This window comes from Halomonas shantousis, from assembly GCF_054654615.1.
Genome location: NZ_BAAIER010000002.1, coordinates 2,268,564 through 2,295,124 on the forward strand (window position 1 = coordinate 2,268,564; position 26,561 = coordinate 2,295,124).

Sequence of the window (26,561 nt, forward strand, 5' to 3'; positions counted from 1 at the left end):
AAACCCGCTACAACCAATATTTTTTAGCTGTACATTTAATGCTTCGAATATTGAAAAACTAATACCCCGGATTCCAGACGCTCATCATCAAGAATATGAGAGCTGCACACTGGCATAAAAATAACGTTACCTTGACGTTACCCATTATTACTTATACTGAGACAAGAGGTTACTGAAGATAAAATAATTTCTCGCTGCATTCTCGATGTAAAAGCCACCATGCCGCATCATTAAGAAGAGCTGGAATCCAGAACTTCTTCATTAAGGTAGTTTTTGTATTCTCTCCTTTCCTTTCGCTGATGCTGATTGCTAGAAAAGGACAAGTCCTGCATCGTGAACAAGGATAGCTGACGCTCAAGGTCAAACCATTGCCCAAGCTTTTCGTCCATATTACTGGGCTCATATATCATATGCCCGGCAGCAGGAGTAAAAGTCATTTCTCCAAAATACACATGGTTTCTATGGACATATAGATCGACACGCACATAGGCAAAACCATCGGCAAGTGCCCAGGCCGTTTCAATCAACTTATTGCGCACTTTGGCGCAGTCGGGGCGCATATCCTCAATGCTGTTCGGGTAGTACGCTTTAAGGGGTAGAAAATTCCATTCAGCATCGTAATGATTTCTGACATGGCTACCATGGCGATCCTTGTCCACTTGAATAATGATATTTCTATCACCATTTCGAGAAGTGAAACAATGTATCTTGTAATCATCCGGCACTCTGCCTTCGTCATCCAGCAAGAGCTCTTCGACTAACAATTTTGGACGTATATGTTTATATTGTTTTTCACGAGCGGTTACGTAAAAATTTCTCGCAATCCAGCTATCCGTCATTTTTTTCAGGTTGCGATAAGAGTATTCTTGTTTATCGAACACCAGACAATTCATAGCGCTACCATGATTGGCTTTGATGACAAAGCTTCGAGGAAGTCGCTCATAAATTTCATATGTCAAATGTGGCATCGTTGTTATAAAAGGAATAAGGTAACCGCTACCTAGCCTTTTGGAAACAAATTGGCGCACCGTAATCTTATCGGCCAAATCCCGATAAATAGGTCTATCTGCGTCCAATTTGAAAACGACAACTTTCTCGTTATAAGTCGTAGGCTTTTTTAATGACGGCTTGTATCCGAGCAACCTCTCAAATCTCCAGACCGAGTAAACCCTATCCGGGATGAGGTTTACCTTCATGGATTCGTAGACTTTTCTAACATAACAAGATAAAGACATTTCCTTTGTCCTTTACAGCAGATCAAGGCCACCCTGCATGTACCATTACTGCTATGATTTACTATAACTATGGCGGATGTGGCAGAAAGAAAATCATCACTGCAAATTATTTTACAACAATATTAAACAAAATGCCCAACAACGCTACGAATTAATCAACAAAATGATCATAATTACTGTCTTTTAAGAAAAAAACATTAGATTATTACCAGCCGAGGCATATTAAATTAATGCAATATAATTAATTACCTGGCACCAAATCCTGAGACAACGGTCTTTATCGTCTTAAAGAAAATAAGCACATCGATCCACAACGAGAAATGTTTAATATAATAAAAATCGTACTGTAGCTTGGCCGTCATGCCTTCAATTTGAGCGGCATAGCCCAACTCCACTTGAGACCAGCCAGAAATGCCAGGCCTGACAACATGACGATAGCTAAAGAAAGGCACTTCCTGTTCATACCACTCGGAAAGCTCCATCGACTCAGGGCGAGGGCCAATAAAGCTCATTTCACCTTTAATGATATTCAGTAGCTGAGGCAGCTCATCGATCCGGTACTTGCGTATGACTCTTCCAACCCGGGTTATTCGAGGGTCTTCGCTGCATTGTGTATAGCCACACCCCTCCTCTCCTACATACATGCTGCGAAATTTGTAGACGAGAAAAGGCACACCGCGGTAACCCATACGCTCCTGGATGAAGAATACGGGGGCATTAGGGTTTTCCAATTTTATCGCTATGCCTGTAACGAGCATGATCGGCATGAGCAATGGGAATAATAAAATGACTCCCAATAAATCTATGACACGCTTGAAGAGAAAATATAGTGATGATGGCAATAACGATCCGAACACATTTTCCGAAAGATGCTCGATCTGGACTCTTCCCGTCATGGATTCACGGATCTGTTTTATGTGATAGACAGGAATGCCAGACAATGTACAGTGTGCCAGGAACTTTTCCCAATCAGGTGCCAGGTCTTTCGCTCTTAAGTCAGCGACTATACTGTCGAAGCGGACTCCAGAAGTGTCAGGGACATCCAGCCAACGTAGCTCGACACTCTCGGTAGGCTGCAGATCAAGCGCTTCCCCAAAAGGAACGACCGCCAATTTTAAACGTCGATAACGGCGGCCAAGCCAGTAGCCGCAAAAAAACCAGACCAGGCTAAATAAGTAAGCACTGAAAAGAACCTGGCGGGTATACCCCAATCGCATAAAGAACAATATAGCCACTGCGATGAGGAAAATAATCGTTACGGTAGGGATAATATAAGCGGAAGTATGCGCCCCAGGGAATCTGACCAGCCTGCGCAAGGTGAAAAAAACGAAGACGAAGGAAGCGCCAATAGCAATTAATGTATTGGTCCGTATATTGGGCATGTAATCCCAGAATCCCCACCCCCAACGCAACAGAGAGGGCAAGAAAATGACTAATGTAAGACCTAGCAGTAGCTGAAAAGGTAAGCCTAACAGAATCCTTTCATACCATCGTGAATGGCGGCGTTGATAAGGAGTACGCACTTTACCTTCCATTAAAAGAAACCAAAGAGTATAAACAAAAAAAGCATTACTTGGTCACGAACTCTTCTCCGGAACTTTGCGACACAACAAAGCATACGGAGTCTACAAAAATAATTATTATAGCATACCCAGTTTGCTGGAGGCAATTTTTCAACCTCAAGCAAAAGTACTAGTTTTTTAATTTCATTACGATACCAACCTTGCCTGACTTTAGCCAAGCGGTTATATGCTTGTTTCATTCCTTGGTTGGCACCGACCTGATTAGCTTCATGTTGCCTATAATAGAGAGAAGGTTCACTGTCAATGAACCAATTCCACCCTTGGGCTCTAAAAAAGGCATATATTAACCAATCATGTAATACAAATTGATTTATTTCATCCCAGCGGAGCTTGATGAAGCCCTTAAGAAAACATGCATTTTCATTTTTAAGAACGTAAGTGCTTCCCGGCCCTGCCGCCTCAAACAGGAAATCCCACTCTTTTTGCGACTGAGCTTTGTTAATTTCCAGTTTTCGCCCACTGGGCCAACAAGCTACCACATTACTGGAATAAGCCTGCAGATTGTTGCTATCCATTATGGCCTGAGCACGCCATAACTTGTCTTTAAACCAGATGTCATCCTGATCCGAAAAAGCCACATAGTCGAATTCAGAGAAATCCACTTCATTTATCAATCTATAAAAATTAGGCCCAGCTCCTCCAAAATAACTTCCAACAGGTAATATATCGATACAGCCATTAAATTCTTCAACAAGCGCCTTACAAATATCGTAAGTTTTATCGGTAGATAAATCTATGCTGACGAAAATCCTGACCCATACACCCTTTTGATCAAGAATCGATCTTATTTGCTCGGAAATCCATTTTTCACCATTGTGAGCGGCTAAAAGAACTGCGAAAGTAGGAATGTTTTGCCTGCCTGCAATGGACTGCATCATAATAGTTCATTTCAATAAAAACTTGTTCACGTCATCGACAATTATAATGCGATCCGTGGGCTATAAAGGAACTATAACAGAAAACGTAGTTATATGTATATATTACACCAACTTACAATGCCATTATTTGTGTCAAGAAATTCGCTCCAGATCGATTAGAGTGCGCAACAATGCCGTTACATTTTCCTGAGAAAGACGATATTCTTCCATCAGATCATGCAGACGTTTTTCAAATGATACCGGGGGCTGTTCCTCCGTCTGCTGGCTCGGGCGGTTTGAATGTTCCATGTCACGCAGGGCCTGAGCAAATGCATCATCCAGTTCACGGAATTTCCTCAGCTTTTCGCGCTCATCCATGGGCTTTGCTGCGAAGCGATTATCATGTTTTCTCATAATGAAATTAAATTTGCCGGGTTTGAGGCAGTCAGATGCCAAGCGTAACGCATTTTGAGAGCCAAAACGCGCTTATCGTGTGATGAAGTTTAACGCACTGGAAAGCTAGGTTCCTACCGTATTTCCTATACATCTCGATACACACCTGTAGGCTACAGCGTTATCATAAATTTATCGGATTAATACCAAGCAGTTTTAAATACTTCTTACTGTATTATTTATTAGACTCTATCTGGAAATCTGCAGGCTTTTCAAACTTCTAATATATGGCAAGAAGCCATTCCTGCCATGCTCCTATTCACGGGACTTGTCCAGGTTGATTACCTGGCCTGGACATCGCTCGCTACGCTCTGCCTGAAATGTCGGCACTCACTCAGGCAGCATTAAAAATCAGCTCGGGCGCGGGTCCGATCAAATGCTCATTTACACCACGTAAGCTCGAATGCGGGCCCTGTCCGTCTATCGCTGACTTGCCTTGGCTACACGGCCCGATCAAGTATCGCTCGCCGATTTTTCAGACAGAACTTAACAGTCAGAAGTATTTAATCACCAAGCCTGGTTAGCCTAAGCGATCAGGCAGCATGAGCCTTTACATGCCACTTGGTCATATCGATAGCTTGATGACACTGCTCAATCTTCGGTGCGCACCAGCCATTCTTCCACGGTGTCATTGCCGTATTCGTCTTTCCAGGCCTTGAGCGTCTTGTGATTGCCCCCTCTCGTCTCGATAACTTCACCCGTCTCCGGATGCTTGTAAATCTTCAGTTTACGCTTGCGCCGGCCGCCGGTGGACGGCGCCTTGGCAGACGTAGCACGCGTCTCACTGCCGACATTAAGAAATTCTGCAACGTCAGTTGCATTCTTGCCGTATTCGCTCATCAAGGACTCAAGCTTCTGCTTGAAATCGAGCTCTGACTTCAGACGCTGGTCTTGCTCAAGCTGTTTGAGCTCTTCATCCAGCTGCTTGAGCAGCTGTTCCTTTTTCATGTACTCGCTTAACAGGGACATTCTCGCCTCGTATCACAGATAAGTTCAGCATGTTGTATTTATTATCAACCTTGAGTGGTTAATTGCCAAGCCCAACGTAGCTAATAAATCGAGCATGAAAGAAGATGCGGCTTATCATTCATTAGCTGGGAATAGATGCCATGCCGGACGACGAGGAAACACTACGTTCTATCTGAGAAATGTCTGCATTCTCTCACGCAGCGTCAAAAATCATCTCATGAGCGAGTCCGGCCAAAACCCTCATTTACAATGCACTCCGTTTTCTCGCTGGCTTTTGGCCTTGGCTACGCGCCCCGGCCGAGCATCGCTCGCCGATTTTTCAGACAGACCCTTGGCGTCTCACTCGGTTTGGTCAATCGAAAGCGGCACAGGCAAGCGCTTGTACCGCCGCAGTGACTCGAGCCATCCGCACTTTAGCCACATGAGCCCATGAAACGACCAACGTCAATTACAGCCACATGGCAGCCAGCCAGCCGAAGATGACCAAAGGGATGTTGTAATGAAGGAAAGTAGGTATCACGCTATCCCGAATATGGTCATGCTGCCGGTCGACATTGAGCCCCGAAGTGGGTCCAAGCGTAGAGTCCGAAGCCGGTGATCCCGCGTCTCCCAAGGCTCCCGCGGTACCTACCAGTGCAATGGTGGCCATCGGCGAAAAGCCGAACTGCATGGCCAGCGGCACATAGATGGCAGCAATGATAGGGATCGTCGAGAAAGACGAACCGATCCCCAACGTTATGAAAAGCCCCACCAGGAGCATGATCAGAGCGGCCAGAGCTTTATTGTTGCCGATCACGGCAAAGGCATTCTCCACCAGCGAGCCGATATCCCCTGTCGCTTTCATGACGGAGGCAAACCCCGCTGCGGAGATCATGATGAAACCGATCAGGGCCATCATGCGCATGCCACTGGTAAAGAGATCATCGGCCTCACGCCACTTGAAGATCCCGCCTACGGAAAGCAGGGCAAAACCCACTAGTCCGCCGAGAATCATCGAACCACTATAAAGCTGGATACCCAACGCCGCCGCAATCGCCACCAGAGCCATGAGCAGCCCTTGATTGCTGACACGGATATCGGCGGTCTGCTTAGGCATCATCTCGATATCTTTCGGCACATAGTGGCGCGGCCTGCGGTATGAGACGAACAATGCCACGACAAGCCCCAGAGCCATGCCGCCCACGGGGATCCCCATCGCCAGAGGCACCATCGCGCGCGTAATCTCGAGACCGAATTCACTACCGGCACTGTTGATGTTGGCAAGCAATATCTCGTTGAGAAAGATTGAGCCGAAGCCCACAGGCAGGAGCATATAGGGCGCCGTCAGTCCGAACGTCAGCGCACACGCCACAGCACGCCGATCCAGGCGTAACTGATTCATCATGTGCAGTAAGGGAGGGATCAGAATCGGGATAAAGGCAATATGGACCGGAATGAGGTTCTGCGAGGAAATCGCTACCAGAAGCACGATTCCCAACAATAGATACTTCACGACTGCCTGACGTTGTACCGATGCCTCATGCCCCAGCAGACGAATCAGTCGCTGCGCCAATAGATCCGGCAGGCCAGAGCGAGAAATGGCGACCGCGAAAGCACCCAACGTCGCATAAGCCAATGCAACCTGCGCACCTCCACCGACGCCCTTATTGAAAGCCCCAAGAGTCTCCTCCAGACTCAAGCCACCATAAAGGCCCCCCACCAATGCCCCGATCACGAGAGCGAACACGACCGACACGCGCGCCAACGCGAGCCCTACCATAACCAGGACGGCCAGAATCACCGCATTCATGCGTTATTCCCATCAGGATTCACGGTCAGGCGGCATATCGCCACCACGAAAACCGGCGATATTAACAGAACGCCAAGGCTAGCTGGGATTAGAAATTGATGAAGAGTCCTGAGAACCCGGCTCCACAAGGCTGCTGCGCTTGGCTTAGCCGCGAGGTTCTTCTTCACTGTTCCGTCAGGAAGACGCAAAGAGAGGGCAACGGCATGCCGAGCCGCCCCGCTTCATACTACAAGGAGGTACATCAACATGATAGGTCACCCGTTTTGGGCGATAATGGGAACGTTACTGATACTGTTTGTGGCCTACGACTGCACACGAACCACACTGTCCGCTTCCAGTTCCGGCCCGTTGACCAATCGTCTGAGCAAAGGCACGTGGTCCGTGCTGATGGCTTATCATCGGCGTCGTCCGCACCATTCCTTGCTTGGCGCCGCTGGCACCTGGGTTACGCTAACGCTGATTTTCTGCTGGCTCAGCCTTACCTGGTTAGGGTGGTGGCTGGTTTTCTGCGGGGATCCTCAGGCCGTCGTCAACTCGACTTCCATGGCGACCGCTTCGCTCATCGAACGGGCCTATTTCGTAGGTTATACGATTACGACGCTGGGTTATGGGGATCTCGTACCCAATACTTCTCTATATCAAATATTGTGCTTCCTCGCGGCAGGCAACGGCTTTCTGCTTTTCACACTCTCCATCACTTATGCCATACCGATCGTTTCAGCCGCGACGCAAAAGCGTCAGCTTGCTCTTTCAATCAATGCGCTGGGGCATGATCCGCTCGAGATCATCCGGCAGGGAGCCGATGACGGGAGCTTTCAGAGCCTCTGCAATCAGCTTCAGCAGGTCCAGAGCTCGATAGTAGGCAGCAGCCAGCAGCACCTGGCCTATCCTATCCTGCATTACTTTCATAGCGAGGAAACCAACAGTGCCCTCCCACTGGCTCTCGCCAGGCTGGATGAGGCGCTGTCGATGATTCTTTTCTCTTGTACCAGCTTGCCTTCGACGTCACGTTCCCAGATGGCGATAACACAGCGTAGTATCGATGAATTCCTGCACACGCTCGAGAGTGCCTTTGTGCATCCGACACGGGAAGCGCCCGACATTCCGGAACTTGAAGGCCTCTCAATGCTTTCCATCAACGATACGCCGCCCTCTGCCATTCGCGATCACTTGCAGGCTCTGGATAGACAGAAGCTTCTGCTTGCCTTCGTCGAGAATGACGGCTGGGAGTGGCAGGATGTATGGCAGGCGACTCGCGATCAGGGCAGAAATTCGCCTGCTGCAGCCACATGACCCCATGCCGTGTGTGTCTGAAAGAATACCTCAGGTAGGACTCAAGCCACTTCGGGTGCCACCACATCCTGTCGTATCGAAACGGTGGCGGGATGGGTCGATACCCGCATCGACTGGATATCGCCACCGGTATCATGATCTCGTGTGGCAGCATAACGAACGGCCTCGATGGCGCTCTTGCCATGATCCATGGCCGCCAGGGCCCATTTCCATCCCGTGCCATAGGCGACAGGGCCCGTGACCGGCATTCTCACGAGCCGGTCGAACATTTCGAAGACTCCGTCAGGACCGGCAATGATCATCTCGATTCGCGTGACGTGCGGTTTGGCGTGGTTCGGCGCACCGGCATTGAGCCACTCCATCACCTCCCACCACCCTTGCTGTTCACCGGCAAAGGCCACCCACTCCCCATTGTCGAGTTGGAAAAGCTTGCGCGCATGGTTGTAGGTGGAACCGTTAACGCTGATCAGGGAATCCGTTGCCAGCGTTGTGCCATCCCAAACGATCGTGGTCATTGTCTGCCTCTCTGCTCGGACTGGGTGAGAGCCGCCTGCCGTTCGCTGCGAGTTGCCGCAGCCTCGCCCGGATGCAAGTGTGAATTAAGCTTTCACTATTTTGTATATTTTTGTATGTACAGGTGGAGCGATAAGAGCTGTCGAGCGCCATCTATTCGAGGTTTCGCCCATTCTTCCCTATTGGGCCACATTCGATTCGAAGCCTGAGGAAAAGCAGGCTAGGGTGTGAAAGTGCATGAACTTCATGGAGGAAACAGGATGCAGATGCCGATCAATACCCCGACAGACGCACGCCAATGGTTTGTCGGCAGCCAGTATGTCGATTGGGAATGGTACGAGGGATTCGATGAGGATCGGCTGATCGCCTTCGTCCATCGTTACGGCAACGATTACGACGATGAGCAACGCATGGTTGCGGACTTCCTGATTGCGGAGGAGCTGGTCCCCGAGGACTTCGGATTGCCTGGATAAGGGAGCTGCAGTTGCTCAATGAGCAGGAGGCATCTCGAACGTGTCTCCTGCAGCTGCGGTCAGCAGCGCCCTTTCCTGGTCTGTTCCGGCGCGCAGAATCGTCTTCGTGACGAGGATTCCCATGGCGATCGTGAGCGTCACCGATTGCCACTATCGGCTTGGCTTCGGTGCGCGCCGGCGTATAACGGCAACCCGCGATTATCAGCACGAGGCTGACCACGCCTGCCGGCAGCAATGCATATCCTTCCCGCAAATGGTCTGTCTCGCCGCGACTCTATCACTATGTCAGTGGCTTCATGTCAGCTCATGCCGAACCGATCTACGCGGGCGTCTTGGGCGAGACATCCTCCAGCCGATCGGCCTTGCGCAACGAGGGGAACCCCCACATCCACAATCCCACTACCGCCAGGGTTCCCATACCGCCGATCACTGCAGCGGGCACTGTTCCGAACCAGGATGCCGTCACCCCCGACTCGAACTCCCCGAGCTCATTGGAAGCGCCAATGAACAGCATGTTGACGGCGTTGACGCGCCCTCTCATCTCGTCGGGTGTCGCCAGCTGCAGAAGCGTCAATCGCACGTAGACACTGATCATGTCGGCCGCCCCCGCAATCATCAGCGCAAGGAAAGAGAGCCAGAAGACATGCGAAAGCGCAAATACCAGATTGGCGATGCCGAATACGGCCACGGCTGCGAACATCACTATCCCCGCATGGCGTTTGATGGCCCGTACGCCAAGATAGAGCCCCATCAGGAAGGCACCGATGGCAATGGCACTACGCAAGGCGCCCAGCCCCTCCGGGCCGACATGCAGAATTTCCTGAGCATAGACCGGAAGCAACGCCACGACGCCACCGAACAGCACGGCAAAGAGATCAAGCGAGATGACGCCGAGAATGACCGGCTGGCGACGGATGTAGACGATTCCCGCGGTGAAGCGTTTCCAGGCGGTCGTCTCCTGGGCGACACGCTCGCCCTTGTAAACCACGGGCACGAAAAACAGCGTCGCCACGGCTATCACGAAGCATGCCAGGCACACCAGATAGGCCATCTGGGCACCGAAAGTGTAAAGCAGCCCTCCCAGCATCGGTCCGCTGATCACGGCAATCTTCATGATCGACGAGTTCAGGGCAATCGCCTTGCCCAGCAGAGCCGGCGGGACGATTTGCGGCAGCAGACTCTGCAGGGTCGGCCCGGTAAAGGCTCGCGCCGCGCCGAACAGGACCAATACCGCATAGAAGGGACCGGCGTGGCTCGGCGGCTCTAGCGCCAGCCATAGCAGCAATGCACTGCAGATCCCCTGGACGGCCCAGCTCAAATGGAGAATCAGGCGCCGGTCGAAACGATCGACCAGGTCGCCGGCGGGCAATAGCAATACGACCATCGGCAGGAACTGTGCCAGCCCCACATACCCCAGCGTAAGAGGATCCTGGGTGATGGCATAGACCTGCCAGGCGACCACGATCGCCTGGATCTGCATGGCGAACGCGGCCGCTAGACGCGAACCAAGAAACGGCGCAAAACCGGGATGGCGATAAACGGGTAGATCGGGTGTTGCAATGGAATCGGCAGACATGAGGTCTCGTAGCGACATTGAGCAGACTAACGGTCTGGTAGTGTACGCCACCTGCCGGAACAACACGACGCCTCTACTCTGCGCTCGGATCAGTTTGGCCCAGACATCTCCTGTAGGGACAACAATCCTAGAGGTAGGATTGCAGCCACTGCTTGAGTTGAGTGGCCGACATTGCTCCCGCCTGACGGGCGATCTCCTTTCCCTGCTGGAAGATGATAAGGGTCGGAATGCTGCGAATACCGAAGCGCCCCGCCAGGGCCTGCTCGGCTTCGGTATCCAGCTTGGCGAAGCGCATGCGGGGCTCGAATTCGGCTGCCGTCTGGGCGAAAACCGGCGCCATCATCTTGCATGGGCCGCACCAGCTGGCCCAGAAATCCACCACGAGGGGCAAATCGCTGCGCTCGACCAAGGCTTCGAAGTTGGCACTGTTCAACTCCATCGGGCCTCCGGTGAAGAGCCGCTGGCGACACTTGCCGCATACTGGCTGGTCCTCGAGACGCGACTGGCGGACACGATTGAGGGTTGCGCAGTGCGGGCAGGCAAGCTGCAGGATGTCAGGCATGATAACCTCCCGATCAGTTCAATGTTTCACTTCATATGGAGGCGAGCGAGCGGCGCGTCAAGCGATACCGCCCCTTCCTCACTGACAAGAGCTCGCAGATGTCCGAACCCCGTCGAAATCCACGTGTTCTATTGCGTCTGCTATCGATGCTGCGGCCTTACCGCCTACGCCTGTTCAGTGCCAGCATGGCGCTGCTGGCGGCCTCCGGCAGCGTACTGCTGCTGGGTCAGGGGCTTCGCCTGGTCATCGACCGGGGGTTCATGGCCAGCGATGCCGCAAGCCTCAACCAGGCATTGATGGCGCTACTCGGGGTGGTCGGCATCCTGGCTGTCGCCTCGGCGCTGCGCTACTACCTTGTCACCTGGATTGGTGAACGACTCGCTGCCGATCTGCGCCGTCGGGTGTTCGATCACCTTTTGACGCTGGAGCCCGACTTCTTCGAGCGCAACGGGGCCGGCGAGATCCAGTCGCGACTGACTGCCGATACCAGCGTATTGCAGAGCCTGTTCGGCTCCTCGTTGTCTGTCGCGCTGCGTAACCTGTTGATGCTTATCGGCGCGATAGCGCTGATGGTGGTGACCCAGCCATGGCTGAGCGCCTTGGCCCTGCTGGGTATTCCCGCCACCGTACTGCCGATTCTATGGCTTGGACGCCGTGTTCGACGGCTTTCCCGGCACAGCCAGGATCAGGTGGCCGAACTGGGACGCTATGCCAGCGAGGCCCTGACAGGCATCCGGACCCTGCAGGCCTTTGGTCATGAAGAGATCGACCGACGCAGTTACGCTCGCCATGCCGAAGCCGCTTTCGTCATGGCCATCGCCCGAACCCGCCAGCGCGCCTGGCTCACCGGCATCGCCATGCTGATGGTTTTCGCCGCGGTGGGGCTCATGCTCTGGCAGGGCGGGCACGCCGTACTGGCTGGAGAAATGACGGCCGGAGAGCTGTCCGCCTTCATGTTCTATGCCGTACTGGCGGCCGGAGCCGTCGCCGCTCTGGCCGAAGTCGCAGGCGATGTTCAACGTGCCGCAGGTGCCGCCGAACGATTGCTGGAACTGCTGGATGCCAAGCCCCGTATCAAGGCGCCCGTCTCGCCCGTCTCATTGCCGCAGCCTCCCCAGGGCGATATCCGGGTGGAAGCGCTTCACTTCTCCTACCCCAGCCGCCCGCAGACGCCGGCCCTGACGCAGCTTTCACTTCATATCCAGCCTGGTGAACGTGTCGCTCTGGTCGGCCCTTCCGGCGCCGGCAAGAGCACCCTGCTGCAGCTACTGCTGCGCTTTTACGATCCCGATGCCGGCCGACTATGCCTTGATGGTGTGGATCTTCGCGACCTCGACCCGGCGGTACTCCGTGCATCGATCGGCATGGTGGCGCAGGAGCCGGTGCTGTTTTCCGGCACGGCCGCCGACAACATCCGCTACGGCGTGCCTGACGCCAGCGACGAAGCGGTGTTCGCCGCGGCGCGCGATGCCAATGCCCTGGCCTTCATCGAAACGCTGCCTCAGGGTTTCGACAGTTATCTGGGGCCGGGCGGTATACAGCTCTCGGGTGGCCAGCGCCAACGCTTGGCGATTGCCCGGGCCTTGTTGCGCAACCCCAGCGTACTGCTGCTCGACGAGGCCACCAGTGCACTGGATGCCGAAAGCGAACGCCTGGTTCAGGAGGCGCTGGACCGGCTGATGAGCGGCCGCACCAGCCTGGTCGTCGCCCATCGTCTGTCGACGGTGGTGGCTGCCGACAGGTTGCTGGTGTTCGATCGGGGACAACTGATCGGTGCGGGAACGCATGCCCAGTTGCTTGAAAGCAATACCTTGTATCGCCATCTGGCCAGCCTGCAGTTCGATCTCGGCGCGCCCTCTCGCTCCCTCGAGGACCGTCCGCTCGGGTAGGACATGGCCCATGCGCCCTCCCGATGCCGGAGCCAGATCGAACCGCCGTCCCGACAGGCGGTCCCTGATGCACTGCATTGCCTGCCGATCCGTTTTTCAAGCTATTGCGTCCTCCTGCCGATAAACCAGGTTAATCCACCCTCGACGACTCGGCGGGCCGGTCCGGCTCGGTGCCCTGTGTCCTTGGTGCCATGCATCACAGCAAGCGATAGCGGCAAGCCATGCGACTCCTGCGGACTCTCATCTTACATTTCCCTTTTCTTCCCGCGTTGACGGTCCTGCTACTGGCAGCGGGCAGCATGCTCTGGTGGATCGCCCAGCCTTCGCTTCCCTTGTCCGGTGCCTTCATGCCGACGTCCGGTTTGACGTTGCGCCTCGGTCTTGCCTCTCTGGTGCTTCTGGTTACCCTGGGGCTCAGCGCCATGCTCCTGCAACGCTGTTGCACCTCCCCACTGCTTGAACTCGTCGACTATGTCAAAGGTCAGCGCCGTGGCCGACCCATGGCCCCGCCGTCTTCAGTGCTCAGACGCCAGGACGCCCTTGCCCAGCTTGCACAGGAAATTCAGCAGGTCCTGGAAACGTTACGGGAGCAGAACGACAGGCTGCTCGAAGAGTCGCTCAATGACCCTCTGACCGGCCTGGGCAATCGGCGTCTACTGGAACAGCGTCTCGAGATTGCGTTGCCCCTCAGCCGCCGGCGCATGGCACCCCTGTCCGCGCTGATGATCGATGTCGATCATTTCAAGAGTTACAACGATCACTACGGGCACCTCGCCGGGGACGACTGCCTGGTAGAGATCGCCAACGTCCTGCGGGACAGCTTTCGCCGCGAGACGGATATCGTGGTCCGCCTGGGCGGCGAAGAGTTTCTGGTAGTGTTGCTCGATACCGGCCTCGACGAAGCCATGCGACTGGCCGAAGCCATGCGCGGTATGCTACAGGCCGTCGGCATTCCTCATGAGGCGTCCCCCACCGCTCAGGTTGTTACCGTCAGCATCGGTGTGGCCACGGCCAACGCCGGGACCCTGATCGATGTCGAGAAACTGATCGCCTGCGCGGATATGGCTCTCTACCAATGCAAGTCAGAGGGCCGCAATCGCAGCGCCGGTTGTGTGGTTGAAATCGAAGGCCTCCTTGGAGTCGAGGATCCCATCGAAGCGCCGGTTTCACGGTAGGCCTCTCAACCCTCTGGTTAATTGAGGATACATGCCGGCTTCCGTACACTCGTTTCATTCCCCCTGAATGAAGAGACTGCGCATGGCTTTCGACAGCACGTCCACCTACGTCGCCACCGAGGCACTGAAACTGGCGGTAAACGCGGCGATCACGCTGGAGCGCCCGCTGCTGGTCAAGGGCGAGCCCGGCACCGGCAAGACGCTGCTTGCCGAGGAACTGGCGAGCTCTCTGGACGCCAGGCTGATCACCTGGCACATCAAGTCCACGACCAAGGCGCACCAGGGATTGTACGAATATGACGCCGTGAGCCGTCTGCGCGACTCGCAGCTCGGCGTGGAAGGCGTGAATGACGTGCGCAATTACCTGCGCAAGGGCAAGCTGTGGGAAGCCTTCGAGTCTGATGAGCGTGTCGTTCTGCTGATCGACGAGATCGACAAGGCGGACATCGAGTTCCCCAACGATCTGCTCCAGGAACTGGATCGCATGGAGTTCTACGTCTACGAAACGGACGAGACCATTCGCGCCCGCCAGCGCCCGATCATCCTTATCACTTCCAATAACGAGAAGGAGCTGCCCGACGCCTTCCTGCGCCGCTGTTTCTTTCACTACATCGATTTCCCCGACCGCGAGACGCTGCAACGTATCATCGACGTGCACTTTCCCGACATCGAGGCCCAACTGGTTTCCAGGGCGCTGGAGGTCTTCTTCGATCTGCGCCAGACCCCGGGGATAAAGAAAAAGCCCTCGACCTCGGAAATGGTCGACTGGCTGAAGCTGCTGATGGCCGACAAGCTCGCCCAGGACGCCTTGCATTCACGTGACCCCGGGCGTGCTCTCCCTCCGTTGGCAGGCGCACTGATCAAGAATGAACAGGATACGCAGCTGCTCGAGCGCTTGGCCTTCATGATACGCCGGGGGCGCTAAGCCATGTTTCTCGGCCTGTTCGACACGCTCAAGCGTGCCGGGATTCCCGTCACCCTGCGTGAGTTGCTGGATCTGCATGCTGCAGTGGAGCGCGGCGTGGTCTTTGCCGACATGGAGGACGTGTATCGGCTTGCACGCACGATCATGGTCAAGGACGAACGTCATTATGACCGCTTCGATCGGGCATTCGCCGCCTGGTTCAAGGGTCTCGAGAACATCGACGACGCCATAGAGGCGTTGATCCCCGATGAGTGGCTGCGTCGCGAATTCGAGCGCTGGCTGAGCGACGAGGAGAAGGCCCGAATCCAATCGTTAGGCGGGCTGGAGGCGCTGATCGATACGTTCAAGAAGCGTCTGGAGGAACAGAAGGAGCGTCACGCGGGCGGCAACAAGTGGATCGGCACGGGCGGTACCAGCCCTTTCGGTGCCTACGGTTACAATCCAGAGGGGATCCGCATCGGTCAGGACGGCTCCCGCCATCGTCGTGCCGTCAAGGTATGGGATGAACGGCAGTATCGCGATTATGACGATACCCAGGAGCTCGGCACCCGTAACATGAAGGTGGCATTGCGACGTCTGCGCAAGTTTGCCCGTCAGGGCGCTGCGGAAGAGTTCGATCTGGAAAGTACCATCGCCTCGACCGCACGTGATGGAGGATTGCTCAACATCCGCATGCGCCCGGAGCGCCATAACGCCGTCAAGCTGTTGCTATTGCTCGATGTCGGCGGCTCGATGGACGATCACATCCAGGTTTGCGAGGAACTCTTCTCCGCCTGTCGTAGCGAGTTCAAGCATCTGGAGCACTTCTACTTCCATAACTGTGTTTACGAAGGGCTATGGAAGGACAATGCCCGTCGAGGTCGGGAGCGCATCGATACCTGGGATGTGCTGCGCACCTTCGGTGCCGATTACAAGGTGGTGTTCGTGGGCGATGCCGCCATGTCGCCTTACGAGATCAGCCACCCGGGGGGAAGTGTCGAACATTTCAACGACGAGGCGGGTCACGTCTGGATGTCCCGGTTCGTCGATAAGTTCGGTCACCTCGTTTGGCTCAATCCCATGCCGGAACGCGCCTGGTCCTACACGACCTCCACTCAGATGATCAGGGATCTGGTGCAGGAACGAATGTATCCCCTGACCTTGCAGGGACTCGAGGCCGGCATTCGCGAACTGACCCGTTGATATGACCGGCTCGGCGCCAGCTCACCGCGCTGTTCAATAGCCATCGCTACGCTAGCGATCGGCGCCGATACGCAGCAAAAGCGCGGTGAACCCTTTTAGCGCGGTGAACCTTTTTACTGCCTCTCGAACTCCGGGCTTGCCCGGCTTGCACTCTCCTTCGCTCTATATTTTTCCTGGCAGCCCCTGCCTTTGCCGTAATCTCTGAATACAATGAAACCGAGATTCGCATAGCAGAATCACATTGACAATCACTATCACTTGATGGCATTGAAAGGGAGAGCATCGCCGGTTGGCGACCTGGCCGATTGGCTATCAACGTTCGACAAGTGGCAAGATACGTCCCTGTCAGGGACAACTAACAGGAATAGACGTCTGGAGCGCTTGGTGGCAATACAACAACGAGGCGGACCGATATTTGAAGATCCATGGGGTGAAACATGAACAAGCCATTGAGCATTGACGACGACCAAGCCGCACACGCCAAGGATCGCAATTTCGTCACCGCCCTCTCCCGGGGACTGGAGTTGCTTCGGGCCTTCGGGGCAGGCGAGGAATATCTGGGCAATGCCGAACTTTCCAGTCGCACGGGAATCCCTCGGCCTACCGTCTCGCGCCTGACCTATACGCTCACCCAACTGGGTTATCTGCAGCACAACGAGCGGCTGGAAAAGTACCGTCTGGGAGCGGGCGTCCTGGCCCTGGGGTACCGCTATCTGGCGAGCATGGGCATTCGCGATCTGGCCCGCCCCCACATGCAGCGCCTGGCCGATGCCACCGACTGCATGGTGGCCTTGTGCAACGAGGACCGCCTGGCCATGACCTATATCGAAGTCTGTCAGGGCAGTGGCCCATTGGTGATGCGGCTCGAAACCGGATCACGCATCCCCATGGTGACCAGCGCGGTGGGGCGCGCCTGGCTGTGCGGTATCACGGAGGCCAGAAGAGAACAGGTCCTGCACGACCTGCGCAAGCGCGACCCCGATAACTGGCCCGCCATCGAGAAAGACGTTCAGAACTCCATGAAGGACTACGCCAAATATGGATTCTGCATTTCCGAGGGCGACTGGGAGCGCGAGATCAGTGGAGTGGCCGTCCCGCTGGTACTGGAAGACGGCGCTGAAGTCATGGCGATCAATTGTGGTGGATCCTCGCTACGCCTGAGCCATCGGGTTCTGACCGAAAATCTCGGCCCTCGCCTGCGCGATCTGGTCGAGCAGATCAAGGCTCCGCTGAACCCGTCACTCGGCGCGTCATAACAGCTCACTTCACCGCAAAGCTCTACGCGCCGACAAGAGCCGGGCTGGGCCTGGCTCTTTCTCTCTTATCCATTCCTCTGGGGCCCAGGTCGCCCCATGATGCCCATTGCCTCCCTTTGCCGTGGGCCGTAATGTGCCGCCTCAGGCCCCCATGGGCCGAACCGCCTGCACCCGCCCCGAAGAGACCGCTTCAGGCAGGCTCCTTGCCATGGAATGTGTCGTAATCCAGCCTTTTCGCGTACAGGATGGTGAAAAGAATCAATGCCGCATTCAACACGGTACCTGCGAGCGAAAACAGTGCAACGGCTGCGATGTCGTCCGCAAGAAGATAGAACCCAGCGCCAAGTGCGCCGAAACGCACCACGACGCTTACCACCTCATAGACCAGAAACAAGCCTTGCAGCTTCAATACCGGCAACGCACTGACGGCCGGCCGGTTGACCAGGGCGAAGAGGAGCCACAGGCTGAGCCAGCGGGCATATTCACCGGCCACACTCCATTCATCGCCGAATACCAGGCCGAAAAGCCAGGGGCCGGCCAGCATGACCAGCCCGAAAGGCACGATCCCCAGAGCCATCAGCGCCAGAGTCGCCTGGATAAGCAGCTTCGCCAGATTCTCGCCGTTCTTCTCGGCGGCACTGATGCGCGGGTAGAAAACGTCTCCGATGGACTTGCTCAGCAGCTGCGCAGGTGCACCCAGCGCTTGCTTGGCGAGCGTATAGAACCCGGCCGCGGCAGGCCCGAACAGGCTGGCCAGCATCAGCACCGGCAATCCCTGAGACAGGGCATTGAGAAACACTTGTGGCGTCCTGTACATGGGAAAATCGCCATACTGCCTGGCCAGATGTTTCAGCGAACGACGCTCTTCGCCTCCATCTGCCGCCTCCTGCGTCAGTGTCTTGCCCTGGAAGGCATATTTCACAAGGATCAGGACATGAAATGCCGTGCCCAGTATGGTCAGAACGATCAGGGCAAGCGCCGTCGGGGCAAATAGCCCAGCGCCCACCTTGCTACCGTTCAGCACCAGCGCCTTCGCAATGAGCGCCTTGGCTGTCGCCTTGTAGCGGTGCTTCCTGATCAACCACTGTTCGGCGATCTGGACGCCTGCCATCAACAGCATGGCGAGAGGCAGAAACGCCAGGAACGACGACAGCGATTCGGCCCCCAGTAACGAAACGACGTCATGCCCCCACAGCAGCAGTATCAGGCTTGTGGCCAGTGCCGTAGCCACGGCGATCAGTGCCGCCAGCCTGACCAACCCCACGGCCTGTCCGTCATGCTTGGGCAGGATGATGGCGACCGGATACGTCAGCGACGCCAATGGCGCCAGTATTGCCACCACGGTCATGAACGTGCCGAGTATGCCGATGACATTCGGGTCGTAGAGGCGCGTGATGATCGGCGCCAGGGCTAAAGCGATGATCTGCGAAAGCGCGGCCCCCGAGGCCACGGTTGCCACATTGCGAACGAACTTCTTGCGTACCAGTCGGGCCAGCAGCTGCTGCATGATATTGACCGTTCTTATTGCTATTGAGGTTGTTGCTATCGACGTTGCGAAACAGGCTCGAGACCGCTCAAATACCGCCCGGCACCATGCCTGCGCATCCTGTTGTCGGTCAAGGAATACCGGCTTGGCTCAGCTTCACTCAGGGAGGGGATTCGCTACGCCGACACACGACCGCCACGCTCTAGAGCGTGGCGGTCGTTATTGCTGCGCTTACGCGACATTTCGGGCCGTATCAGTGATAGCCCTCATCGGCGCGCACCTTTCCACGGAAGACCCAATAAGACCAGCTCTGATACCCGAGGATGATGGGAATGACGAACAGGGTCCCTACCAGCAGAAACATCTGCGACTCAGGTGCCGAGGATGCGTCCCAAAGAGTGTGGTCGGGCGGCACGACATAGGGCCAACGACTGACCAGCAATCCCAGATAAGTGAAGATGAACATGCCCATCGTGAAAACGAAAGGCAGTACTTCACGCCGGGCTCTGGCTGACCAGAAAAGTGCTGCTGCACAGAGTATCGCCAGTGCCGGCAGAATCCAGATCACTTGAATGTTGCTGAACCAGCGCTCCCAGACACCGGGATCGACATAGGGGGTCCACAGGCTGACGATGGCGAATACGACCAGCACGATGGCAAGCAGCTTGGGAATCAGCCCATAGGCCCACTCCTGCACGTGCCCTTCGGTCTTCATGATGATCCAGGTGGCGCCCAGTAGCGCCAGACCCGCCATCATGCCGAGACCGGTCATGATCGTGAAAGGCGTCAGCCAATCGAAGGGGCCACCCGCGAAGGTACCGCTCTCCGTCTTGAAGCCCAGTATGTAGGCTCCCACCACTGCGCCTTGAGCGAAAGCCGCCACCGCAGAGCCGCCGGCAAAGGCGATGTTCCACAACTTCCGTGAACGCTGGGCCTTGGAGCGCACCTCGAAGGCCACTCCCCGAAAGATCAGCGCCGCCACCATCAGGAAAACCCCGATGTACAGGGCAGGCAGAATGATCGTGTAGACCAGCGGAAAGGCGCCCAGCAGCGCAGTGCCGGCAAGCACCAGCCAGGTTTCGTTGCCATCCCAGATGGGTGCCCCGGTGTTCATCACTATGTCGCGGGCCTCTTCGTCGGGAGCGAATGGAAACAGAATCCCCATTCCCAGCACGAAGCCATCCAGCAGTACATACATGATGATGCTAAAGGCGATGATGACCGCCCAGATTATCGGCAGACCGGACATGTCCATGAGTTACCCCCTCCTTGATGCAGTGTTGCCAGCAGCAGATACATGAGAAGGCATCGATGCCGATGTCGGCACTGCGCCATGATCCTCGCCCTCCTGCATCCCCTTGCGGATGACCCGGGTGAGATAATAGATTCCCGCCCAGAAAATCACTGCGTAGACCGCGGCATAACCGAGCAGGGTAAACAACACCATGCCTCCGGTCAGCGACGGCGTGACGCCCTCAGCCTGGCTCATCATGCCGTAGACCACCCAAGGCGCACGGCCTGTCTCGGTGGTAATCCAGCCCGCCAGCAGAGCGATGAAAGGCGCCACGCTCATCAATCTCAGCCCCTGCAGGAAGGGCCGGCTGGTATAGATCCTTCCTCCGCGCCGCAGCACCAGACCCGCCACGGCAAACGCGATCATCAGCACGCCCAGCGCCACCATGATGCGGAAACCGTAGAAGGTGAACCACACCGGAGGCTGCTCATCGCGGGGAATCTCGTTGAGGCCCGGCAATTCACCATGCGGGTCGTGAGTCAACAGCAGGCTCGCCAGATAGGGGATGCCAATCTCGAAGCGGCTGGTCTGATTGTCCTGATCGGGAATCGTGACCAGCAGCAGCGGCACCGAGGATTCTGTCTCCCAGATCCCTTCGATGGCGGCGATCTTGCTCGGCTGATGCTCCAATGTATTGAGACCATGGAAATCGCCAATGACCGCCTGGGCCGGCGCAGCGAACAGCAATAGCCACAAGGTCATCGACAGCGCCTTCTTGTTGGCTTCGACGTCATGGCGACGCAGCAAGTACCAGGCACTGACCCCAGCAACGATAAAGGCGCCGCACAGGAAGGAGGCCATGACCATATGCATGAGGCGATACGGGAAGGAGGGATTGAAGATGGCATCTATCCAGGAGGTTACATGGAAGACACCGTCTCGCAGCTCCACCCCGTCCGGGGTATGCATCCAGCTGTTGCCGGCGAGAATCCAGAAAGACGAGATCAGCGTGCCAAGCGCGACCATAAGCGCGGCAAACAGGTGTACACCGGGCGGAACGCGATCGCGGCCGAAGAGCAACACACCGAGAAAGCCCGCCTCGAGGAAGAAGGCGGTCAGTACTTCGTAACTGAGCATGGGCCCGAAGAAGTTGGCTGCGGCCTGGGAAAAGTTGCTCCAGTTGGTGCCGAACTGGAAGGCCATCACGATACCCGACACGACCCCCATGCCGAAGACCACGGCAAACACCTTGGTCCAGAACATCGACAGGCGCTCCCAGGCCTGGTTGCGGGTCGCGACATAAAGTCCCTGCAGGAGTGCGACAAAAGATGCGATACCGATCGAGAACGCTGGGAAAATGGCATGAAAGGACACGACGAAGGCAAACTGAAGTCGCGACAGCAATAGGGGATCAAGCTCCATGGTTGACTCCTTGCAAACCCATGAATGTTTTTTTGCCGCAGCCGCCAGGGAGTGTCTCTACCGGAACCTCGACAGCCTCTTCCGAGCCACGAAGCCCGCGCCGGGCGCTGATCGGCACGAGCGGCGCAGCTAGCGGATACGGCGAACGGCCCGGAGGCGACATGACTTCACGGCAAGCAACATCGTACGGCGACTCGTCCTGTTACCAAAGTCTCTTTGCCCCAGTCGGGTGTGTCTTGTCGTCGCAGGCAATCGCCGGGAGGCATCCCGCCTCTCCGGCAGAACATCACCAACCGTAACTCTAACGCTTCAGGACAAGGCACTTCGCGCCTTCTAAAGCGTAGAGCGTCATGGCAAGGCTTCGCCAGTCATCGGAGGGTGAATTCATGCACCCCGCTCAGCGATGACCGTCATGACCAGATACGCGGTATAGCCGACGAAGGTCGTCAGCAATGCCGCTCCCTCCCAGCGATTGATGCGACCCTGCCGCCCTTTCCAGCCGATACCGAAAATCATCAGCGCCAGGGTTAGCCCTGCCATGACCGGCCAATCGCGCATCAGTACATCACCGCCGGCCTCGATGGGCGTAATGATTCCGGCCAGGCCGACCACTGCCAACGTATTGAACAGATTGGAGCCCACCACGTTGCCGATGACCAGATCATGTTCGCCCTTCTTTATCGCGCTGATCGACGAGGCCAGTTCAGGCAGCGACGTACCGATCGCCACTACCGTGAGGCCGATGATCAGGTCGCTGACGCCGAAACTTTCGGCTATCGTCACCGCTCCCCACACCAACAGGCGCGAACTGCCAATCAGCACTATCAGCCCTATCAGCGTCCATATCACACCCTGTTTGAGCGACATGGGATGTTCATCGAGGTCTTTCTGCGCTCCCGTGGCCAGGACGTCGTCATCGTTATTCTGACGGGCCTGCCAGATACTGTAACCCAGGAAAGCCAGCAGGATGACGAGCAATACTCCCGCATTGAAGCGCGATATCACGCCATCCATCAGCACCCAGACGGAGAACAGAGTGACGACCGCCAGGACCGGTAACTCCTTTCGCAGCACCTGTGAATGCACGGCCAGAGGGCTCATCAGCGCGACCACCCCGAGGATCAGGCCGATATTGGTAATGTTGGAACCATAGGCGTTACCCAGCGCAAGCCCCGGGTTGCCCTGCGATGCGGCCAGTACCGACACCATGAGCTCGGGTGCCGACGTGCCGAAACCGATGACGATCATACCGATCAGCAACGGCGGCAGTCCCAGATGGCGCGAAGTAGCAGCGGCACCGTCAACAAAGCGATCGGCGCTCCATACCAACAGTGCGAGGCCAATTCCGATGGCAATCAAGGCAATCAGCAAGATGTCTTCTCCCTATAATGAAAATCCATGTCGGGCAGCCCCGCCAGACGAGGCTCTCCTAAACTTTCCACTCCCCAGCCTAACGGCCCCTGACCAGAAAGCGAACATGGCATAATGCTCTGGCATGGCGCGCATTCTAGCCAGATTTCACGGAGAGAGTCGCCATTCATGGGAGAAGACTGCTAACCTGCAGCACTGCATGTAAGTAAATCGTCCCAGTCAGCAAGCCAACGGATGAGCCGAGAGTCTCGCTCCGATGCTGGTAACGATGGATCCGCATTCGACGAGGAACGGTACAATTTGGTAGACACCGCATTCACTGCTCCTGACCACTCCCCCAGACCCTCCATGTCGTCGCGCGTCGCGTCGGTATCCAGACGTCGGCTGCGTGCTTGTCACGAGTGCGATCTGGTGGTGGCCCTTCCTCCCCTGAATGCGGGTGACAAAGCCGATTGTCCCCGCTGCCGCCATACCCTTGCACGGCGTTACCATCACCCCGCCGAGCGCAGCCTGGCACTGGCGCTGGCGGCCCTGATTACGCTGGGACTGGCCGTTTCCTTCCCCTTCGTCAGCTTCGAGGTGCGGGGTGTCGGTAACCGTATCGACCTGACCGAGACCGCGACGACGCTGATCGGTTTTCATGAGCCGATCGTTGCCGCTATCATTCTGCTGACCGTGGTGATACTGCCCATGGTCTACCTGCTGGGTGTGATCTGGCTGCAGGTGGGGCTGATGCGTCGTCGACCTCTGCCACGTAGCCGGCAAATCGCGCGTTCACTGGCCCACTTGACGCCCTGGATGATGGCCGACGTATTCGTCATCGGCGCTCTGGTCAGCCTGATCAAGGTGGCGGGCATGGCCGAAATCAGCCTTGGCCCGGCCTTCTGGGCATATTGCATCTTTGCTGTGTTACTGCTGATGACCAGCCAGTCGCTCGATGAAGACTGGATGTGGTTTTCGCTGGCCAGCGAGCCTCTGGCACCCGAAGGGGCCCGAACCGGCGAGACGGCGGCACCGCAGCGCCTTGCCGGCTGCCCAACCTGCGGACTTCTCAATCGCCTCGATGAACACTGCCGGGGTTCGTGCCAGCGTTGCGGCGAACATCTGCACGCTCGAGAGCCCCATACGCTTCAGCGAACCTGGGCACTACTTATCGCCGCGACGGTCCTGTATGTGCCGGCCAATACCTATCCGATCATGACCACGACCACCCTGGGGGAAGAGATACCTTCAACCATCATTGGCGGTGTCCTGATCTTTCTTCAGGGAGGCGACTGGCCCATCGCGCTGATCATCTTCACCGCCAGCGTCGTGGTGCCGATCGGCAAGATCCTGGCCCTGGCCTGGCTGTGCGTCGTCACGCGCCGCGGTGCTCCGCCTCTGAGCCATATGCACCGCATCCGCCTCTATCGCCTGACCGAGTTCATCGGTCGCTGGTCCATGATCGATGTCTTCGTGGTGGCCATTCTCGTCGCCCTGATCCGTGCCGGCGCCCTGATGTCCATCACTCCCGGCCCTGCAGCGCTGGCCTTCGGCTCGGTAGTCGTCATCACCATGCTGGCCGCCATGAGCCTGGATCCCCGTGTTCTCTGGGATACTCCTTCGCACTCGTCCCGCAGGCGGACGCGAGCCCCGCTCCATGCCCCGTCATCAACCCAGGATGTCCATGATGAATGACACCCCCCGCCGTGCCATACGTCAAAGACAGAGTCGCCTGTCGCCGATCTGGATCGTTCCTCTGGTCGCCGTATTGATCGGGCTGTGGATGGTCTATGACAGCTACTCCAGACGTGGCCCGGTGATCACGCTGACCATGCAGAACGCCGAAGGGATCGAGGCCGGCAAGACGCTGGTCAAGTCACGCAATGTCGAGGTCGGCCGCGTTGCGGAGGTCGAGCTTTCCGAGGACTTCAGCCATACCATCGCCACCGTGCGCATGGATCCGGATACCGAACGGATGCTCAACGATCGCACCCGATTCTGGGTCATCAAGCCACGCATCGATCGCGAAGGTATCAGCGGCCTGGGAACCGTGCTGTCGGGGGCCTACATCCAGCTGTTGCCCGGCCAGAGTGAAGAACCCCAGCGCCATTTCGAGGTGCTCGATCATCCTCCTGTCGCGCCTCCCGATGCCGCTGGGCTGCGTATCGAACTGGTCAGCCAGTTGGGCAACTCCCTCCGTACCGGGGATCCGGTCACTTATCAGGGCTATACCGTGGGAAGGGTCGAAAGTACAGAATTCAACCCCGAAACCCGTGAAATGCGTCACCAGCTCTATATCCAGTCGCCCTATGATGTACTGGTCACCGACACCACTCGCTTCTGGACGGCTTCCGGCTTCGGTCTGCGTCTGGATTCCGAAGGGTTTCGTCTCAACGTGGAGTCCTTCGAGACCCTGCTCAGCGGCGGGGTGACTTTCGGCGTTCCGGAAGACGTCGTCATGGGACAGCCCGTTACCGCTGGCGAGACGTTCACGCTCTATGCCGACGAAGAGAGCGCCCGGCAAGGCACCTACAATCGCTATATCGAATATGTTCTGCTGGTCGATGACACCGTTCGCGGGCTGAGCCGCGGCGCACCGGTGGAGTATCGTGGCGTACGCGTGGGCACGGTGGTCAGCGTGCCCTGGCACTTCACCGCGCCCCAGCCCGACTCACGCCAGCGCTTTGCCATACCGGTGCTCATCCATCTCGAGCCGCAGCGGCTCGAGGATGGCAAGATGGACTACAGCCTCGAACAGTGGCGCGCTCGGATCGATCGCATGTTCGAGCATGGACTGCGCGCCACGCTCAAGACCGGCAACCTACTGACCCAGGCGCTATACGTCGATCTCAACTTCGTGCAGGACGCCCCGAATTACAACGCCGAGACCTTCGAGGGCAAAGCCATTTTCCCGACGACCTCGGGAGGCCTGGCTCAGATTCAGCAGCAAGTCACGGAGTTGCTCGAGAAGATCAATGGCCTGCAGATCGAACCGATCCTGGATAGGCTCAACGGCAATCTGCAGGCTTCACAGGCTACGCTGGAGGAGGTTCAGGACACGGCCGCCTCCATCAATGCCCTGCTGAATGATCCGGCTCTCAAGGACATGCCCCGCAGCCTCAACGACACCATCGAGGAACTGCGCAGTACGCTGGAGGGCTTTTCTGCCGATTCCCAAGGCTATCAGGAGCTGGTCAATACACTTTCCAGTCTGGAAACGCTGCTGCGCGACCTGCAACCGGTCGCCCGCACCCTGAGCGAACAACCCAATGCCTTGATCTTCGACAAGCGCAGTTCCGAAGATCCGCTACCGAGGGCCCCGCGATGAGCTTACCG

The 26,561-nt window shown here is 56.5% G+C and carries 22 protein-coding genes; 9 read left to right on the top strand and 13 right to left on the bottom strand.

The features are described 5' to 3' along the window. Positions 1-230: 230 nt before the first annotated feature. The 6 genes from ACYQ12_RS10930 to ACYQ12_RS10955 form a co-directional block, all read right to left on the bottom strand. Positions 231-1,142 (bottom strand): ATP-grasp fold amidoligase family protein, encoded by a 912-nt coding sequence (locus ACYQ12_RS10930; RefSeq protein WP_459871424.1) that lies wholly within the window; start codon positions 1,140-1,142, stop codon positions 231-233. A gap of 338 nt (positions 1,143-1,480) precedes the next feature. After that, complete coding sequence (locus tag ACYQ12_RS10935) at positions 1,481-2,770, bottom strand: sugar transferase (protein ID WP_459871427.1); 1,290 nt, start codon at positions 2,768-2,770, stop codon at positions 1,481-1,483. Beyond that, the gene (locus tag ACYQ12_RS10940; protein ID WP_459871430.1) at positions 2,770-3,696 is read right to left on the bottom strand and encodes a glycosyltransferase; all 927 of its coding nucleotides are present in this window, start codon (positions 3,694-3,696) and stop codon (positions 2,770-2,772) included. The genes ACYQ12_RS10935 and ACYQ12_RS10940 overlap by 1 nt, the downstream gene beginning before the upstream one ends. Positions 3,697-3,828: 132 nt before the next feature. Further along, positions 3,829-4,053 carry a hypothetical protein gene (locus ACYQ12_RS10945; RefSeq protein ID WP_459871433.1) on the bottom strand — a complete coding sequence of 75 codons (225 nt, stop codon included), beginning with the start codon at positions 4,051-4,053 and terminating at the stop codon, positions 3,829-3,831. A 666-nt stretch (positions 4,054-4,719) separates the two neighbouring features. Next, entirely contained in the window at positions 4,720-5,097 is a 378-nt protein-coding gene (locus ACYQ12_RS10950; RefSeq protein WP_459871436.1) for a histone-like nucleoid-structuring protein, MvaT/MvaU family, read from the bottom strand. A 448-nt stretch (positions 5,098-5,545) separates the two neighbouring features. Beyond that, positions 5,546-6,886, bottom strand: a complete 1,341-nt coding sequence (locus ACYQ12_RS10955) for a Na+/H+ antiporter family protein (RefSeq protein ID WP_459871439.1) — start codon at positions 6,884-6,886, stop codon at positions 5,546-5,548. Between the two features lie 246 nt (positions 6,887-7,132). Between ACYQ12_RS10955 and ACYQ12_RS10960 the strand changes: the two genes are divergently transcribed. Next, positions 7,133-8,179, top strand: a complete 1,047-nt coding sequence (locus ACYQ12_RS10960) for a potassium channel family protein (protein ID WP_459871442.1) — start codon at positions 7,133-7,135, stop codon at positions 8,177-8,179. 41 nt (positions 8,180-8,220) lie between these two features. Here the strand turns inward: ACYQ12_RS10960 and ACYQ12_RS10965 are convergent, their stop codons facing one another. Continuing rightward, complete coding sequence (locus ACYQ12_RS10965) at positions 8,221-8,694, bottom strand: 20S proteasome subunit A/B (protein WP_459871445.1); 474 nt, start codon at positions 8,692-8,694, stop codon at positions 8,221-8,223. 258 nt (positions 8,695-8,952) lie between these two features. Here ACYQ12_RS10965 and ACYQ12_RS10970 point away from each other — a divergent pair, with 258 nt between their 5' ends. Continuing rightward, positions 8,953-9,165 carry a hypothetical protein gene (locus tag ACYQ12_RS10970; protein WP_459871448.1) on the top strand — a complete coding sequence of 71 codons (213 nt, stop codon included), beginning with the start codon at positions 8,953-8,955 and terminating at the stop codon, positions 9,163-9,165. A 319-nt stretch (positions 9,166-9,484) separates the two neighbouring features. On the opposite strand, the gene ACYQ12_RS10975 is transcribed toward ACYQ12_RS10970, so the two are convergent. Both ACYQ12_RS10975 and trxC read right to left on the bottom strand, forming a co-directional pair. Continuing rightward, positions 9,485-10,741, bottom strand: a complete 1,257-nt coding sequence (locus tag ACYQ12_RS10975; protein WP_459871451.1) for an MFS transporter — start codon at positions 10,739-10,741, stop codon at positions 9,485-9,487. Between the two features lie 127 nt (positions 10,742-10,868). Then, complete coding sequence (gene trxC, locus ACYQ12_RS10980) at positions 10,869-11,303, bottom strand: thioredoxin TrxC (RefSeq protein WP_459871454.1); 435 nt, start codon at positions 11,301-11,303, stop codon at positions 10,869-10,871. 98 nt (positions 11,304-11,401) lie between these two features. On the opposite strand from trxC, the gene ACYQ12_RS10985 reads away from it, so the two are divergent. The 5 genes from ACYQ12_RS10985 (at position 11,402) to ACYQ12_RS11005 (ending at position 17,730) form a co-directional block, all read left to right on the top strand. Continuing rightward, on the top strand, positions 11,402-13,192 hold the full coding sequence (locus tag ACYQ12_RS10985) for an ABC transporter transmembrane domain-containing protein (protein ID WP_459871457.1): 1,791 nt from the start codon (positions 11,402-11,404) through the stop codon (positions 13,190-13,192). 347 nt (positions 13,193-13,539) lie between these two features. Next, positions 13,540-14,367 carry a diguanylate cyclase gene (locus tag ACYQ12_RS10990; RefSeq protein ID WP_459871459.1) on the top strand — a complete coding sequence of 276 codons (828 nt, stop codon included), beginning with the start codon at positions 13,540-13,542 and terminating at the stop codon, positions 14,365-14,367. 82 nt (positions 14,368-14,449) lie between these two features. Then, the gene (locus ACYQ12_RS10995; protein ID WP_459871462.1) at positions 14,450-15,292 is read left to right on the top strand and encodes an AAA family ATPase; all 843 of its coding nucleotides are present in this window, start codon (positions 14,450-14,452) and stop codon (positions 15,290-15,292) included. A gap of 3 nt (positions 15,293-15,295) precedes the next feature. Continuing rightward, positions 15,296-16,474 carry a vWA domain-containing protein gene (locus tag ACYQ12_RS11000; protein WP_459871464.1) on the top strand — a complete coding sequence of 393 codons (1,179 nt, stop codon included), beginning with the start codon at positions 15,296-15,298 and terminating at the stop codon, positions 16,472-16,474. A gap of 437 nt (positions 16,475-16,911) precedes the next feature. Continuing rightward, positions 16,912-17,730 (top strand): IclR family transcriptional regulator, encoded by an 819-nt coding sequence (locus ACYQ12_RS11005; protein ID WP_459871470.1) that lies wholly within the window; start codon positions 16,912-16,914, stop codon positions 17,728-17,730. Between the two features lie 190 nt (positions 17,731-17,920). Here the strand turns inward: ACYQ12_RS11005 and ACYQ12_RS11010 are convergent, their stop codons facing one another. From ACYQ12_RS11010 to ACYQ12_RS11025, 4 genes are all read right to left on the bottom strand, one after another. Next, on the bottom strand, positions 17,921-19,237 hold the full coding sequence (locus ACYQ12_RS11010; protein ID WP_459871473.1) for a lipopolysaccharide biosynthesis protein: 1,317 nt from the start codon (positions 19,235-19,237) through the stop codon (positions 17,921-17,923). Between the two features lie 232 nt (positions 19,238-19,469). Beyond that, entirely contained in the window at positions 19,470-20,471 is a 1,002-nt protein-coding gene (gene cydB / locus ACYQ12_RS11015; protein WP_459871476.1) for a cytochrome d ubiquinol oxidase subunit II, read from the bottom strand. Positions 20,472-20,474: 3 nt separating this feature from the next. Next, positions 20,475-21,872, bottom strand: a complete 1,398-nt coding sequence (locus ACYQ12_RS11020) for a cytochrome ubiquinol oxidase subunit I (RefSeq protein WP_459871479.1) — start codon at positions 21,870-21,872, stop codon at positions 20,475-20,477. A 384-nt stretch (positions 21,873-22,256) separates the two neighbouring features. Further along, on the bottom strand, positions 22,257-23,243 hold the full coding sequence (locus ACYQ12_RS11025; RefSeq protein ID WP_459871482.1) for a calcium/sodium antiporter: 987 nt from the start codon (positions 23,241-23,243) through the stop codon (positions 22,257-22,259). Positions 23,244-23,591: 348 nt separating this feature from the next. Here ACYQ12_RS11025 and ACYQ12_RS11030 point away from each other — a divergent pair, with 348 nt between their 5' ends. Together ACYQ12_RS11030 and pqiB are read left to right on the top strand one after the other, a co-directional pair. Beyond that, the gene (locus ACYQ12_RS11030) at positions 23,592-24,920 is read left to right on the top strand and encodes a PqiA/YebS family transporter subunit (protein ID WP_459871484.1); all 1,329 of its coding nucleotides are present in this window, start codon (positions 23,592-23,594) and stop codon (positions 24,918-24,920) included. Continuing rightward, a complete protein-coding gene (pqiB, locus tag ACYQ12_RS11035) occupies positions 24,913-26,553 on the top strand; it encodes an intermembrane transport protein PqiB (RefSeq protein WP_459871486.1) in 1,641 nt (546 codons plus the stop codon). The genes ACYQ12_RS11030 and pqiB overlap by 8 nt, the downstream gene beginning before the upstream one ends. Positions 26,554-26,561: the final 8 nt, after the last annotated feature.

Excerpts from the sequence above, each read along its gene's own strand:
- ACYQ12_RS10935 (WP_459871427.1), bottom strand. The coding sequence starts at position 2,770 with ATGGAAGGTAAAGTGCGTACTCCTTATCAACGCCGCCATTCACGATGG.
- ACYQ12_RS10940 (WP_459871430.1), bottom strand. The coding sequence starts at position 3,696 with ATGATGCAGTCCATTGCAGGCAGGCAAAACATTCCTACTTTCGCAGTT.
- ACYQ12_RS10945 (WP_459871433.1), bottom strand. The coding sequence starts at position 4,053 with ATGGATGAGCGCGAAAAGCTGAGGAAATTCCGTGAACTGGATGATGCA.
- ACYQ12_RS10950 (WP_459871436.1), bottom strand. The coding sequence starts at position 5,097 with ATGTCCCTGTTAAGCGAGTACATGAAAAAGGAACAGCTGCTCAAGCAG.
- ACYQ12_RS10955 (WP_459871439.1), bottom strand. The coding sequence starts at position 6,886 with ATGAATGCGGTGATTCTGGCCGTCCTGGTTATGGTAGGGCTCGCGTTG.
- ACYQ12_RS10960 (WP_459871442.1), top strand. The coding sequence starts at position 7,133 with ATGATAGGTCACCCGTTTTGGGCGATAATGGGAACGTTACTGATACTG.
- ACYQ12_RS10965 (WP_459871445.1), bottom strand. The coding sequence starts at position 8,694 with ATGACCACGATCGTTTGGGATGGCACAACGCTGGCAACGGATTCCCTG.
- ACYQ12_RS10970 (WP_459871448.1), top strand. The coding sequence starts at position 8,953 with ATGCAGATGCCGATCAATACCCCGACAGACGCACGCCAATGGTTTGTC.
- ACYQ12_RS10975 (WP_459871451.1), bottom strand. The coding sequence starts at position 10,741 with ATGTCTGCCGATTCCATTGCAACACCCGATCTACCCGTTTATCGCCAT.
- trxC (WP_459871454.1), bottom strand. The coding sequence starts at position 11,303 with ATGCCTGACATCCTGCAGCTTGCCTGCCCGCACTGCGCAACCCTCAAT.
- ACYQ12_RS10985 (WP_459871457.1), top strand. The coding sequence starts at position 11,402 with ATGTCCGAACCCCGTCGAAATCCACGTGTTCTATTGCGTCTGCTATCG.
- ACYQ12_RS10990 (WP_459871459.1), top strand. The coding sequence starts at position 13,540 with ATGCCGACGTCCGGTTTGACGTTGCGCCTCGGTCTTGCCTCTCTGGTG.
- ACYQ12_RS10995 (WP_459871462.1), top strand. The coding sequence starts at position 14,450 with ATGGCTTTCGACAGCACGTCCACCTACGTCGCCACCGAGGCACTGAAA.
- ACYQ12_RS11000 (WP_459871464.1), top strand. The coding sequence starts at position 15,296 with ATGTTTCTCGGCCTGTTCGACACGCTCAAGCGTGCCGGGATTCCCGTC.
- ACYQ12_RS11005 (WP_459871470.1), top strand. The coding sequence starts at position 16,912 with ATGAACAAGCCATTGAGCATTGACGACGACCAAGCCGCACACGCCAAG.
- ACYQ12_RS11010 (WP_459871473.1), bottom strand. The coding sequence starts at position 19,237 with ATGCAGCAGCTGCTGGCCCGACTGGTACGCAAGAAGTTCGTTCGCAAT.
- cydB (WP_459871476.1), bottom strand. The coding sequence starts at position 20,471 with ATGGACATGTCCGGTCTGCCGATAATCTGGGCGGTCATCATCGCCTTT.
- ACYQ12_RS11020 (WP_459871479.1), bottom strand. The coding sequence starts at position 21,872 with ATGGAGCTTGATCCCCTATTGCTGTCGCGACTTCAGTTTGCCTTCGTC.
- ACYQ12_RS11030 (WP_459871484.1), top strand. The coding sequence starts at position 23,592 with ATGTCGTCGCGCGTCGCGTCGGTATCCAGACGTCGGCTGCGTGCTTGT.
- pqiB (WP_459871486.1), top strand. The coding sequence starts at position 24,913 with ATGAATGACACCCCCCGCCGTGCCATACGTCAAAGACAGAGTCGCCTG.